At 66.0% G+C, this 13,367-nt stretch carries 14 protein-coding genes and 1 riboswitch; of the genes, 10 read left to right on the top strand and 4 right to left on the bottom strand.

Going from position 1 to position 13,367, the window contains the following annotated elements; all coding sequences use genetic code 11:
- Positions 1-4 precede the first annotated feature (4 nt).
- Positions 5-1,765: an MFS transporter gene (locus CH271_RS06430; protein ID WP_179274802.1), complete on the top strand. Its 1,761-nt coding sequence runs from the start codon at positions 5-7 to the stop codon at positions 1,763-1,765.
- Positions 1,762-2,274 (top strand): DUF2771 domain-containing protein, encoded by a 513-nt coding sequence (locus tag CH271_RS06425; protein ID WP_094633036.1) that lies wholly within the window; start codon positions 1,762-1,764, stop codon positions 2,272-2,274. Before CH271_RS06430 ends, CH271_RS06425 begins: the two co-directional genes overlap by 4 nt.
- A gap of 12 nt (positions 2,275-2,286) precedes the next feature.
- Here CH271_RS06425 and CH271_RS06420 read toward each other — a convergent pair whose 3' ends face one another.
- Entirely contained in the window at positions 2,287-2,703 is a 417-nt protein-coding gene (locus tag CH271_RS06420; RefSeq protein WP_170945744.1) for a cold-shock protein, read from the bottom strand.
- Between the two features lie 198 nt (positions 2,704-2,901).
- On the opposite strand from CH271_RS06420, the gene CH271_RS06415 reads away from it, so the two are divergent.
- From CH271_RS06415 to CH271_RS06405, 3 genes are all read left to right on the top strand, one after another.
- Positions 2,902-3,120 (top strand): hypothetical protein, encoded by a 219-nt coding sequence (locus tag CH271_RS06415; protein ID WP_094633202.1) that lies wholly within the window; start codon positions 2,902-2,904, stop codon positions 3,118-3,120.
- 2 nt (positions 3,121-3,122) lie between these two features.
- On the top strand, positions 3,123-3,497 hold the full coding sequence (locus CH271_RS06410; RefSeq protein ID WP_037187421.1) for a YccF domain-containing protein: 375 nt from the start codon (positions 3,123-3,125) through the stop codon (positions 3,495-3,497).
- A 276-nt stretch (positions 3,498-3,773) separates the two neighbouring features.
- Positions 3,774-3,974, top strand: a riboswitch (cyclic di-AMP (ydaO/yuaA leader).
- 8 nt (positions 3,975-3,982) lie between these two features.
- A complete protein-coding gene (locus CH271_RS06405) occupies positions 3,983-4,594 on the top strand; it encodes a transglycosylase family protein (protein ID WP_037187423.1) in 612 nt (203 codons plus the stop codon).
- Positions 4,595-4,671: 77 nt separating this feature from the next.
- On the opposite strand, the gene CH271_RS06400 is transcribed toward CH271_RS06405, so the two are convergent.
- Positions 4,672-4,860, bottom strand: coding sequence for a hypothetical protein (locus CH271_RS06400; RefSeq protein WP_008719333.1), 189 nt, complete (start codon positions 4,858-4,860; stop codon positions 4,672-4,674).
- 61 nt (positions 4,861-4,921) lie between these two features.
- On the opposite strand from CH271_RS06400, the gene CH271_RS06395 reads away from it, so the two are divergent.
- The 3 genes from CH271_RS06395 (at position 4,922) to CH271_RS06385 (ending at position 9,666) form a co-directional block, all read left to right on the top strand.
- The gene (locus CH271_RS06395; RefSeq protein ID WP_094633035.1) at positions 4,922-7,213 is read left to right on the top strand and encodes a helicase-associated domain-containing protein; all 2,292 of its coding nucleotides are present in this window, start codon (positions 4,922-4,924) and stop codon (positions 7,211-7,213) included.
- Positions 7,214-7,302: 89 nt separating this feature from the next.
- Positions 7,303-8,958: a DNA repair helicase XPB gene (locus tag CH271_RS06390; protein WP_037187427.1), complete on the top strand. Its 1,656-nt coding sequence runs from the start codon at positions 7,303-7,305 to the stop codon at positions 8,956-8,958.
- Between the two features lie 39 nt (positions 8,959-8,997).
- Positions 8,998-9,666 carry a DUF3239 domain-containing protein gene (locus CH271_RS06385; RefSeq protein WP_094633034.1) on the top strand — a complete coding sequence of 223 codons (669 nt, stop codon included), beginning with the start codon at positions 8,998-9,000 and terminating at the stop codon, positions 9,664-9,666.
- A gap of 16 nt (positions 9,667-9,682) precedes the next feature.
- Here CH271_RS06385 and CH271_RS06380 read toward each other — a convergent pair whose 3' ends face one another.
- Entirely contained in the window at positions 9,683-10,669 is a 987-nt protein-coding gene (locus tag CH271_RS06380) for an LLM class F420-dependent oxidoreductase (protein ID WP_094633033.1), read from the bottom strand.
- A 62-nt stretch (positions 10,670-10,731) separates the two neighbouring features.
- On the opposite strand from CH271_RS06380, the gene CH271_RS06375 reads away from it, so the two are divergent.
- Positions 10,732-11,904 (top strand): pyridoxal phosphate-dependent aminotransferase, encoded by a 1,173-nt coding sequence (locus tag CH271_RS06375; RefSeq protein ID WP_094633201.1) that lies wholly within the window; start codon positions 10,732-10,734, stop codon positions 11,902-11,904.
- Positions 11,901-12,926, top strand: a complete 1,026-nt coding sequence (locus CH271_RS06370) for an AraC family transcriptional regulator (RefSeq protein WP_037187437.1) — start codon at positions 11,901-11,903, stop codon at positions 12,924-12,926. The genes CH271_RS06375 and CH271_RS06370 overlap by 4 nt, the downstream gene beginning before the upstream one ends.
- Here the strand turns inward: CH271_RS06370 and CH271_RS06365 are convergent.
- On the bottom strand, positions 12,919-13,344 hold the full coding sequence (locus CH271_RS06365) for a VOC family protein (protein WP_037187439.1): 426 nt from the start codon (positions 13,342-13,344) through the stop codon (positions 12,919-12,921). The two genes, CH271_RS06370 and CH271_RS06365, sit on opposite strands and share 8 nt — an antisense overlap.
- Positions 13,345-13,367 lie beyond the last annotated feature (23 nt).

Raw genomic sequence — 13,367 nt, 5'->3', positions numbered from 1 at the left:
CACCGTGACCGATCCACGTCTCCCCCACACCCCACCGGGTGCGGACGATTCAGAACAGGATCACTCCGCAGGCTCCGCTCACGCCCCCGAGCAGAACGGTGCTCCTGACCGACCCGGTCACTCCGCAGGCTCCGCTCCTGACCCCCTCGAGCACCCCGGTCTGGCGAACTACCCGCCCGCTGTTCCTCTCACGCCCACCCATGTTCCGAGTCGACGTCAGCCGCTGCCGCCGTTGCACCCGCCGCGTACCGAGCAGATCACTGCGGTGCGCGGCAAAGCCGGTGCACGCAAGCCACCGCCGATGCCCAAGAAGCTGACCGTCACCCGCGTCGCAGCCATGCGCGGACGCGAACTGACCGGTAAGGGAATCGCGTCGTTCCAGCGAGCCGCGAAGGCCGACGGTGCCGACAAGTCCGGTCTCACTGCACTGACCTACGCGACCATGGCCAACTTCGCATCGGATGCAGCGCTGGCGATCGCTTTGGCCAACACTCTCTTCTTCTCCGCGGCCACCGGTGAAGACAAGACCAAGGTCGCGCTGTATCTCGTCATCACCATCGCGCCGTTCGCGTTGATCGCGCCGCTCATCGGACCGCTGCTCGACCGATTGCAGCAGGGCCGACGCATCGCGCTCGCCACGTCCTTCGGGCTGCGCACCGTGCTGGCGGTGGTGCTGGTGTTCAACTTCGACAGCTGGGTGCTGTATCCGGCCGCGCTCGGCATGCTCGTCCTCAGCAAGTCCTTTGCGGTGCTCAAGAGCGCGGTGACGCCGCGAGTACTGCCACCGGAGATAGACCTCGTTCGCGTCAACTCCCGTCTGACGGTGTTCGGACTGCTCGGCGGCACCATCGCGGCCGGTGCCGTCGCAGGCGGCATCGCGTTCGTCGCAGGCTCGCCGGGAGCCCTGTGGTTCGTCGCGGCGATCACCGTGCTCGGGGCCTACCTGAGCATGCGCATCCCGTCCTGGGTGGAGATCACCGAGGGCGAGGTGCCCGCAACCCTGAGCTACCACGCAGAGCAGCACGGTGGACACGATTACGCCGGAAGCGGTGCTCCGACCGAGAACCTCCGCCGCACGACCTCGTCCCCGCCGACGTCGAGCAGCACCAAGAACCGCAGACAGCCCCTGGGCCGGGCCGTCATCGTCGGTCTGTGGGGTAACGGCACCATCCGGATTCTCACCGGCTTCCTGACGCTCTACATCGCGTTCGTCGCCAAATCCCGTACCGAACACGAGCCGCTTCAGCAGGCCGCGATGCTCGGACTCGTCGGAGCCGCCGCCGGTCTCGGCAACTTCTCGGGCAACGCGCTCGGTGCCAGGATCAAGCTCGGCCGGCCATCCCTTGTGGTTCTTCGGTGCACGCTCGCCGTCACGGTGGTGGCCGTCGTCGCCGCGGTCACCGACAGCTTGCTCACCGCAGCGGTGGCCGCGCTCGTTGCGTCGAGCGCCAGCGCACTCGCCAAGGTCTCCCTCGACGCATCCCTGCAGGCCGACCTGCCGCCGGAGTCGATCGCGTCGGGATTCGGCCGATCGGAAACCGTCATGCAGCTGTGCTGGGTCCTGGGCGGCACGCTCGGCGTGCTGCTCCCCACCGAGTACTGGCTCGGTTTCACCGTGGTCTCGGTGTTGCTTACGATCGGGCTCGTGCAGACATTCCTCACCTACCGCGGCAGATCACTTCTGCCCGGCTTCGGCGGCAACCGCCCCGACCACGTCGAACAAGAAGTGTCCGACGGTTCCTTCGGCGAAAACGTGACCAAGTGAATCTCGCTCCCCGCACCAAGAAGATCGCCGCCCTGACCGCAGCGGGTCTGCTCGTCGTCGCCGTCGCGTTCGTCGCGGTGCTCGCCCTGCTGATCGGGAACGCGCCGGAGAAGGAACCGGTCGTCTCCGCATACGCCAACGGCCGGGCCGTCGACGTGGAGCCGTACCTGTACTGCGCCGTCAGCGACCCGCTGTGCACCAATGTCGGAGAGACCACCGAGATTCAGGTCGGCAAGGCCCCTGCGGTGCAGCTCTCGCTCCCCGAGGCCGTCTACTCGGCACCGTGGGTACTCGCCCTGGTCTACGGCGACGACAGCGGAAATGTCGTCGAGGACAGTGCGTTCAACGAACCCGGAACCAGGCTCAGTGTCACGGTGCCCACCACGGACGACAGCGACCGAACCCTGCTCGGAATCGAAATTCGTCTGCCCACCGGCATCATCGACACCGACACAAATCAGGAGGGCTTCGTCAGCCACGCCATCTGGTCGATCGGCACGCGCCCGTAGTCGGTCCCGAGATCAGCTGTCGAGCTCGCGGGCGACGGCCCGGACCACCTCGGAGATGCGCTGAGCGATCTTGCGGTCCGGGTACTTGCCCTTGCGGAGCTCGGGCTGCACGGTCGCTTCGAGCAACGTGATCATGTCCTCGACCATCCCGTGCAGCTCGTCGGGGGTGTGCTTGCGCTCGACGGGTTCGCGGCGGGGGCTGCCGGTGTTCTGACGCACCGACGGTGCCGGCTCGAGCACCTTCAGGCTCAGCGCCTGCGGTCCGCGACGTCCCGCGGCCATACCGAACTCGACTCGCTGACCGGCTTTGAGGCCCTCGACGCCCTCGGGCAGCGCCGAGGAACGCACGTAGACGTCCTCGCCTTCCTCCTGCGAGAGGAATCCGAATCCCTTGTCGACGTCGTACCACTTCACCTTGCCGGTCGGCACTGAGCTCACCCGTTCATCTGTTGCTGTAGAAAGTTGCGTTGTTCGTGGGACCGATGTTCGGCCCGCACGAGTTTCGCGCCCCACGAGAACGTAGGACGCGAATACGTCAGTCTAGCGCGGTGATCCCGGATAGAGCATTCGAGTTGTTCCCTGCACCGCGCTCTTCACAGTGCCCCGTTTCGCACTACCGTGGTGTACGTGGACACAACGACCCGTAAGAGCAGCACCACTCTGCTGCGCATCGCGCTGGCCCTGTTCGCGATCGGCCTCGTCGCCATCGTCGCGATCCTCATGTTTCCGATCTTCTCCGACGCCAAGCCACCACTGGGGCTGTACCTGACGGCCATGTTCTCCGCGCCGACCGGCTTCGTGTTGGCCCTGGTGTACGCGCTGGCATCCGGACGAAGGGCGCGCTGACCATGCGGTTGATACTGAACGTCATCTGGCTGGTGTTCGGCGGCCTGTGGCTGGCGCTGGGCTACTTCCTCGCCGGACTGCTGCTGTGCATCCTGATCGTGACCATTCCGTTCGGCATCGCGTCGTTCCGCATCGGCGTCTACGCGCTGTGGCCGTTCGGGTCGACGATCGTGGACAAGCCGGGATCCGGGTCCGGCGCGCTCGTCGGGAACGTGCTCTGGTTGATCCTCGCCGGGTGGTGGTTGGCGCTGACTCATGTGGTCACCGCCGTCGCGATGGCGATCACCATCATCGGCATCCCGTTGGCGATCGCGAACCTGAAGATGATTCCCGTATCCCTGATGCCCCTCGGCAAGGACATCGTTGCCGTTCGGTGACCTTCCGAACCGCTTCCGGTCGATGTGACTTCCATCACATCACGCTCCGGTAACGGGTAGGCAACGGACAGGGGTTCAATGCCCGGCACGTCCACTAGCTGGGCCGACTCGAGAGACCCGAAAGGGGTACGAAATGCGCTCTCGACGACACCTCGAAATCGACAGTTACCAAATAGTGACGTAAGGCGGGAATTTCAGTACGGTCAGCAGCGGCCGGAAAGTTCGGCCGAATTCCGACCCGCAGCGCCAAACCTCGTCCCGCGGGAACCGGAACACCCTCGACGATCACCCAGGGGACGAGGACGGGGGACCCACGTCCTCCACGGACAACCGGGAAGTTGTAGCGACTCACGAAGTCGCACCGACTTCCCTTGGGGTGAAGCCCAATTGCCCACTCGCAGGAGTGAGCGAAAAGGCCGGGCTACCTCTCAGCCCGAACCCGACAGCTGACCTCGCAGGCGCGTGTGGAGAGGATTTCAACTCGTATGAGCGGACGTCATCGCAAGCCGAGCACCACTGGCAAGACCGTCGCAAAGGTCGCTGTCACCGGAGCCATCATGGGCACCGCAAGCATCGCCTTCACCGGCACCGCCAACGCGGCACCGGATTCCGACTGGGACCGACTGGCACAGTGTGAAGCCGGCGGCAACTGGGGCATCAACACCGGCAACGGATTCCAGGGCGGGTTGCAGTTCTCCCCCAGCACCTGGAACGCACACGGCGGCCAGCAGTACGCGGCCACGGCCAACCAGGCCAGCCGCGAAGAGCAGATCGCAGTCGCAGAGAAGGTCCTCGACTCGCAGGGCTGGGGCGCATGGCCGTCCTGCTCCTCGAGCCTCGGACTGAGCAGCGCGCCCACCGAGCGCAGCGTTCCGGTCACCCCCAAGGCACCGGAAGTTCCCGCACTGCCCGACCTGACGTCCATCCCGGCAGTCGACAACTCGGCCGAGGTCGTCGAGGGCATCGTCACCGCCGTCCAGAACATCACCAACGATCCGCAGATCGCCTCGTTCGTGCAGAACGCGGCCCAGGGCATCCAGCTCGATCCGCAGATCGTGAACTTCTACCAGGCCAACAAGGCATTCCTGCCTCAGTAAGCGCCCGCGACGGTTCAGCTCGTACGAAAAAAGCCCCCGACGGATGTCGGGGGCTTTTTCGTGCTCGAGTGCCGCAGCTAGCGATTGACCACGGTCACCGGATGGGCATAGGGGAGGTCTTCGACGGGCAGCGGGAACTCCGTGTCTTCGCCGAAGGGTGACAAGCCACCCGAGCGAGCGGACGAGAGTTCGGTCACCGCGTGGTCACCGCGAGCGGTTTCCGGCCAGCCTGGATCGACATAGGGCTTCTTCGACTTGTTCACCATGCGCCTATTTTGACACCTGCCCTGCGGCAAGCACCAGCCCAGGTCTCTAATCTGATAGACGATGACCGACACGACTGCGCACCGACACACCGACACGCCCCCGGATCTGCCTCAGTGGATCGCAGCTCGCAGCGACGCCGAGCTGATCAGGGCCATGTCGCTGCGTCCGGATCTGACCGCGCCGCCGCCCGCATCCCTGGCCGTGCTGGCCGGTCGGGCCGAGCAGCGCCGGTCGATCCTGCACACCGCCGACACCCTCGACACCCTGGCCCTGACGGTGCTCGAGATCCTCGCCATCGAAGAGGCGTACGAGCGGCCCGTCACCCGCGCCGCGCTGCTGGCCGTGGTCGCCAAACGCGCACCGGCCAAGAGCGTGGACAAGGCACTGGCCCAGCTGCGCGAACGCCTGCTGGTGTGGGGCGACGCAGCCGGTTTCCGGATCGGCGCCACAGCGGCGGACGCGGTGCCGTGGCGCATCGGCCGCGCTCTCGACCCGGTGGACAACCTCACCGAATCACACATCACCGCGGCCCTCGCCGAACTCGGTGACGGCGAACGCAGTCTTCTCGAGACCCTCGCCAGATCGTCCCCGACCGGCCGTACCCGCGACGCCGCACCGGGCACGCCGCCGGATCGACCCGTCCAGAAGCTGCTCGCCGCAGGCCTGCTGATCTGGTTGGACGAGCAAACCGTCGAGCTTCCCGTCCAGGTCGGGCAGATCCTGCGCGGCGAACCGATGTCGGACCCACGCTCGCTCGCCGAACCCAAGCTCGCCACCGGCACGTATTCGCTCGCCGATGTCGACGCCGCTGCCGCAGGAGAGGCACTCGAGCTGGGTCGGCACTGCGTCGCAGTGATCGAGGCACTGTCCGCTTCTCCTGCACCCGCTCTCAAGGCCGGCGGCCTCGGAGTGCGCGAGCTCCGCAAGATCAGCAAGGCAACCGGCCTCGACGACGACCGAGTGAGTGTCCTCGTCGAGTTGCTGTCGGCCGCCCATCTCATCTCGAGCGGAACACCGGACCCGGTTCCTGCGTCCGACAACGGCGACGACTACTGGGCGCCGACCCCTGCCGTCGACGCATGGCTCACCGCAGCCCCGGCGGCCCGCTGGCACACCCTCGCCTCCGCTTGGCTCGAAGTGCCGCGGGCACCGTGGGTCATCGGGATGCGTGACCCCAACGACAAGCCCATCGCCGCCCTGTCCGAGGAAGTCCGCTCTCCTGCCGCACCGCGGGATCGACGCATGATCCTGGAATTGCTCGCCGAACTCGGCAGTGGGCACGCAGCGCAGCCCGCCGACCTCGCCCGCACCCTGGCGTGGCGTCGACCCCGGTGGTCGGGGCGCTTCGGCGTCACGCCCGTCGGACATGTCCTCGCCGAGGCAACGGCTCTCGGCATCGTCGCCCGTGGGGCGATCTCGACCCCGGGCCGCTCCCTGCTGCACGACGGCAATGCCGAGGCCGACATGCGTGCGGCCCTGCCCGAGCCCATCGACTACGTCCTGGTGCAAGCCGATCTCACGCTGGTGGCACCCGGCCCGCTCGAGCCGGACCTGCAGGATCGAATCGAACTGGTCGCCGATGTGGAATCCGCGGGCGCAGCCACGATGTACCGGATCAGCGACACCAGCCTGCGCCGCGCTCTCGATGTGGGACTGAGCGCCTCCGAGCTGCACACGTTGTTCGCCACCCACTCGCGCACGCCGGTGCCCCAGGCCTTGACCTATCTGATCGACGACGTGGCTCGTCGGCACGGCCGGCTACGAGCAGGCGTCGCCGCGTCGTTCGTTCGATGCGAGGATCCGGCATTGCTGGCCGAGGTGATGGCGTCCCCGGCGGCCGAATCGCTGGCCCTGAGAGCGCTGGCTCCGACCGTCGCGATCTCCCAGGCCCCGCTCGCCGAGGTGCTCACGGTCCTGGCCGGAGCCGGGTTTGCGCCTGCGGGCGAGGACTCGTCCGGCACCATCGTCGATCTGCGATCCCGCGGGTCGCGGGTATCGGCGAGGCGGCCACGCCAGGCGTTCCGCACTCCGGCCGTCCCCACCGAGGAACAGCTGGGTTCGTTGGTGCGCGGGATGCGCGCTGCCGACAGAGCAGCAGGCAACGGCGGCGCAGTGGTGCGGGCCGACGGATCTCGGGCCAGCAGCACCGCGACGATGACGCTGCTGCAGACCGCGGCGAAGGTCAAACGGAGCGTGAGCATCGGCTACGTCGATGCCCAGGGCGTGGCGACCCATCGCATCGTCGATCCGATCAGCATCGGCGGCGGCCAACTCGACGCGTTCGACCCCGCCACCGGTGGGGTTCGGCGCTTCACGCTGCACCGGATCACCTCGGTCGCGTTGGTCGAGTAGACCGGGCTCACGTGCACGCACGCCCCTACCTGTGGACAATGGAGAAGTTGCGCTCTTTCGGGCGCAGCAGATGTCTCTAGGAGGAACCCGTGACCGACGGCCCGCTGATCGTCCAGTCCGACAAAACGCTGTTGCTCGAGGTCGATCACGAACTCGCGGGTGCAGCGCGGGCGGCCATCGCACCGTTCGCGGAGCTCGAACGTGCCCCCGAGCACGTGCACACCTATCGCATCACCCCGCTGGCACTGTGGAACGCACGTGCCGCAGGCCACGACGCCGAGCAGGTGGTCGACGCGCTGGTGAACTTCTCGCGTTACGCGGTACCGCAACCGTTGCTGGTCGACATCGTCGACACCATGGCGCGCTACGGCCGGTTGCAGTTGGTCAAGAGCCCGATACACGGTCTGGTCCTGATCAGCCTCGACCGCGCAGTGCTCACAGAGGTGATGCGCCACAAGAAGATTGCGCCCATGCTCGGCGCGATGGTCGACGAGGACACGGTGATCGTGCATCCGAGCGAACGCGGCCACGTGAAGCAGATGTTGCTCAAGATCGGCTGGCCTGCCGAGGACCTCGCCGGCTACGTCGACGGAGAAGCCCACCCCATCGAGCTCGACACCGAGGGCGGCAACTGGACGCTGCGCGACTACCAGGAGATGGCGGCCGATTCGTTCTGGGCCGGCGGCTCGGGCGTCGTCGTACTGCCCTGTGGCGCGGGCAAGACGATGGTCGGCGCAGCAGCGATGGCCAGAGCCAAGGCGACCACGCTGATTCTGGTCACCAACACCGTCGCCGGTCGGCAGTGGAAACGCGAACTCATCGCACGCACCTCGCTCACCGAGGAGGAGATCGGCGAGTATTCGGGAGAGCGCAAAGAGATTCGCCCTGTGACAATTGCCACGTATCAGGTGATCACGCGTCGTACCAAGGGTGAGTACAAGCACCTCGAGCTCTTCGATTCCCGCGACTGGGGATTGGTGATCTACGACGAGGTGCATCTACTCCCCGCGCCGGTGTTCCGTATGACGGCCGATCTGCAGTCGCGTCGACGCCTCGGCCTCACCGCGACGCTCGTCCGCGAGGACGGCCGCGAGGGCGACGTCTTCTCGCTGATCGGGCCCAAGCGCTACGACGCGCCGTGGAAGGACATCGAGGCGCAGGGCTGGATCGCACCGGCCGAGTGCATCGAGGTTCGCGTCACCCTCACCGATGCCGAGCGCATGTCGTACGCGGTCGCCGAGCCCGAGGAGCGCTACAAGCTGTGTTCGACGGCGCACACGAAGATCGCCGTCGTGAAATCGATCCTCGCCAAACACCAGGACGCTCCGACGTTGGTCATCGGTGCGTACCTCGACCAGCTGAACGAGCTCGGTGAAGCGCTGAACGCTCCGGTCATTCAGGGCTCGACCAAGAACAAGGAACGTGAAGTGCTGTTCGACGCGTTCCGCAAGGGCGAGATCCAGACGCTCGTGGTGAGCAAGGTCGCGAACTTCTCGATCGACCTTCCGGAAGCCTCCGTGGCGGTGCAGGTTTCGGGAACGTTCGGCTCCAGGCAGGAAGAGGCTCAGCGCCTCGGCCGACTGCTCCGACCGAAACACGACGGCGGTCAGGCACACTTCTACTCGGTGGTCTCCCGCGACACCCTCGATGCCGAGTACGCAGCCCACCGTCAGCGTTTCCTCGCCGAACAGGGCTACGCCTACCGCATCACCGACGCGGACGATCTGCTCGGTCCGGCGATCTGAGACTTCGGGTCGGCTCGGTGCCGTGCTAGGAATACCTGTGTGCGCAAGTTCGAGTTCCCTGTAGACGTAGCCCACGCGAAGTCGGTCAACGAGACGTTCACCGAGCTTCGCCGGTTGCGGGCATCCGCAGCGCTCACCGCGGTGTTCCTGATCGCGCTGGGAGCGTGGTTCATCTGGATCGCGGCCCCGTGGTCGTACATCCTCGGCGTGGTGTTCCTGATCGGCGCGGCCACCTCGCTCTGGGTGATGCTGTGGGCGCCCCGAAAGATGGGTTCCATCGAATCGCAATATGCTGCAGGCGATCTGGTGCCGGCGGTGGTGACCGAGAAGCTACCGAGTGGAGCAATACTGCTGGCCCTGGTCGATATCGCGAAGCCGGAGGTCGACGAGCCGCACTTCGTGTTGATCACCCGCGTCGTGCGGTCGCTTCCCGGACACGCCGTCGAGCGGGGCGCACAGGTGCCCGCGGTGTCGGTTCTCGCGGACCGTGGCCGAAACACCGGCGGTCGAACGTGGCAGTTGGCCTCGGCGATGCCCATCGCATGGGGAACCACCGATCCGGCAGTCATCACACGCGCCGTCGAGGAGATCACCGAGGGTGAGTGGGCGTTGCTGCACGCCAACATCGGCCTGTCGGAGAAGGTCCGCACGGCCAAGAACCAACAGTTGCTCATCGATCCTGCGGATCTTCCCGACGACCTGCGCTAGAGCCTGCAGCAACGACCTAAGCCAGTGCGGCGATCACTTCCCGCTCGAAGAGTTCGATGCCGGAGCGGTCGTAGGCCGCTTCGGGGAAATAGAAGATGCCGTACGTCATCCCTTGGTCCTGCAGCGCCGTCAGGTTTTCGACGATCTGCTCAGGAGTTCCCACTGCGGGCATGCCGCGGTACGCATCGAGTGCGCTGTGCGCCTTCTCGGCGCCCACGTACTCGGTCAGGCGAGCTTCGAGGGCGCGCAGTCTGTCTTCCACCTCGGCCTCGGTCGCGCCGATGGCGACGTTGTAGTTCGCCGAACGGACGATGGCATCGAAATCGGTACCCACGGTCGCGCAATGCTCGCGCAGCAGAGCAGATTTCGTGGCGAATCCGGTGGGGGTTCCGTCGAAGTTGGTGTAGTTCGCGTACTTCGCGGCGATCTTCAGAGTCACCTTCTCGCCGCCGCCCGCGATCCACAGCGGAATGCCTCCCTCCTGCAACGGTAGGGGTCGCACCACGGCACCGTCGATCTCGTAGTACTTGCCGTCGAGGAACACCTCTCCGGCCGTCCATGCCTGCTTGAAGATCTGCACACCCTCGTCGAGCCTGCCCAATCGTTCTCCGGCAGAGGGGAACCCGTAGCCGTAGGCGCGGAACTCGTGCTCGTGCCAGCCGCCTCCGATGCCCATCTCGACGCGGCCGCCGGAGATGATGTCGACGGTGGCAGCAACTTTGGCGAGGTAGGCCGGGTTGCGGTACGCCATCGCCGTGCACATCTGTCCCAGCCTGATGCGTGACGTGGATGCGGCCAAGGCGGACATCAGCGACCAGGCCTCGTGCGTCGCCTCGTCGGTCGCGGTCGGAACGGTGTGGAAGTGGTCGTAGACCCACAGAGATTCCCACGGACCGGCCTCGGCGGCGAGCGCGTGATCGCGCATCGCACTCCAGTGCCGGGCAGGGTCGATACCGACGAGATCGAGACGCCACCCCTGTGGCACGAACAATCCGAATCGCATGACAGGCACAGTACAGACGCAGGGCGAAGGACCGGTTCCGGTCTGTGAACTACGCTGCAGGAATGTCCGAGTTGTTCCCCTCGCGCACAGTGGCACGGTTGCGCCCGTTCGCATCGACGATCTTCGCCGAGATGACCGCTCTCGCCGTCGAGAAGAATGCCGTCAACCTCGGGCAGGGCTTCCCCGACACCGACGGCCCACCGGCCATGCTCGAGGCCGCGCGTGAGGCCATCGCCAGCGGCCTCAACCAGTACTCCCCCGGCCCCGGCATGCCGGTGCTGCGCGCTGCCATCGCCGACGACAGGGCGGCCAGATTCGGTCAGAGCTACGACCCCGATTCTCAGATACTCGTTACCGTCGGTGCCACCGAGGCGATCTCGGCGTCCCTCCTCGGTCTGATCGAGCCAGGCGACGACGTCCTGTTGATCGAGCCGTTCTACGACTCCTACGCGGCCGCCATCGCTCTGGCCGGTGCCACCAGGACCGCCGTGTCGCTCGTCGCCGACGGCAACGGGTGGACCGTCGACACCGACGCCCTCGAACGCGCCGTCGGGCCCCGAACACGCATGCTGATCGTCAATTCCCCGCACAACCCCACCGGCACGGTCTTCGACCGCGACACCATGATCCGCATCGCCGACATCGCGGTGGCACACGATCTGTTGGTCCTCACCGACGAGGTCTACGAGCACCTCGTCTTCGACGGCCGCGTGCACACCCCGATCGCGACACTGCCCGGAATGTTCGAGCGCACCGTCACCGTGTCGAGTGCCGCGAAGACCTTCAATGCCACCGGATGGAAGACGGGCTGGGCGCTCGGCCCTTCCCGATTGATCGACGCCGTCCGCGCCGCCAAACAGTTCATGAGCTTCGTGGGCGGCACTCCGTTCCAGCCGGCCGTGGCCTACGCACTGGAGCACGAGCAGGCGTGGATATCGGCGATGCGCGACGGCCTGCAACGCAAACGAGACACGCTCTCGGACGCTCTCGCCGCCGCGGGATCGGATGTGAAGTACAGCGCGGGAACGTATTTCGTCTGTGCCGACATCGCACCGATCGGGCGCGGTGACGCCTACGAGTTCTGCCGTGCCCTACCGGATCTGGTGGGCGTCGCCGCCGTTCCGGTCACGGCGTTCGTGGACGAGCCAGCTCCCTGGAAATCGTTGGTGCGCTTCGCTTTCTGCAAACAGGACGAGGTACTCGCCGACGCGGCCGAGAGGCTACGGAAGTTGTGACTCCGCAACCGACGATCCCGGCGTACTTCGTGAGGCAGGCCGTCGACCTCGCGACGAAGAGCGGAGTGGACCTGACCTACCCACTGTCGATGGCCGGCATCGGAGCCACCATCCTCGACAATCCGACGGAGCGTCTGACCACTCGGCAGGTCACCGCGTTCACCCAGGCCGTCTGGACGATGACCGGCGACGAACTGTTCGGTCTCGCCGCAGTACCGGTGCGCCGCGGGAGCTTTCGCGTGGTGTGCCAGACACTCATACACACCGAGAACCTGTGGGCTGCACTGATTCGAATGTCCGAGACCATGCGGGTACTGATACCGGTGCGCCCCATGACGATCGATCGAACCGAAGAATCCACGGTCTTGACCGTGCACGTCACCCCCACCACCCATCTGAGCCCGGAAGGCAACCAACTCGCCGAGCGACTGCTGACCGACTTCCTGTTGATTCTGTTGCACCGATTCGCAGCGTGGCTCATCGGCAGCCGGGTCAAGCTTCTGTCGGTGCAACTGCCCTACGCGCTGCCGGGACCCGAGGCGGGAAAGATGTACGACGCCATCTTCGGAACCCACGTGGAGTTCGGAACCGAGCTCGCCACACTGGAATTCGACAGCGCGGTGATGCGGGCACCGATCGTGCAGACCGAGGCGAGTCTGGCGGAGTATCTCGCGGAGTCGCCCAATCTGCTGTTCTCGTCCCGGGATTACGACAGCACTGCGTCGAGCCAGGTTCGCCGCGCCCTGGAAACGGGATTCAAAGGTGGCGCACCGGGAACCGACGAGATCGCGGCAATGCTGAACATCAGCCCACCGCACCTGCGACGAATCCTTCGGCAGGAGGGCACCTCCATCAACCAACTGCGCGAAGAGGTGCTGCGCGACGCAGCGATCTCCGGGCTCAGCCGCGGAGACAGCGTCGACGACATCTCTGCCCGGTTGGGCTTCTCCGAGCCCAGCGCGTTCCGCCGAGCCTTCAAGCGTTGGACCGGTCAGACCCCCGGCGCATACCGTCTCAGCTGACGCAGAACTCGTTGCCCTCGGGATCGGTCATCGTGATCCAGACACTGGGGCCCTGATGTCCTCGATGCAACACCGACGCACCCCGTGCTTCCAGTTGCGTGACCACCGATTCACGCTCGTCGCCGACGCGGATGTCGAGGTGCAACCGATTCTTCACCGATTTCGGCTCGGCCACCGACTGGAACAGCACCCGTGGGCTGCCGGGTGACTCGGGATCGACGATCGCCGCGCCCGCCTGCCACACCAGAACGCCCTCGAACGTGATCGTGTCCTCTTCGCGGGCATGGCCGGCAGCGACCATCTCACGGATGAAGTCCTCGTTGCTGGGTTCGACCTGCCAGCCCAGAGTCTGCGCCCACCATTTCGCCAGCGCATGCGGGTTCGCACTGTCGACGACGACCTGAAATCGATATCCCATGACGGCACGCTACCGCCGTTCGC

Origin of the sequence: Rhodococcus sp. 05-340-2, assembly GCF_002258915.1 — a bacterium.
In the GTDB taxonomy this organism is placed as follows: Bacteria; Actinomycetota; Actinomycetes; order Mycobacteriales; family Mycobacteriaceae; genus Rhodococcoides.
The sequence above is the reverse complement of the archived record's forward strand: the minus strand, read 5'-3'. Positions and strand labels throughout refer to the sequence as shown.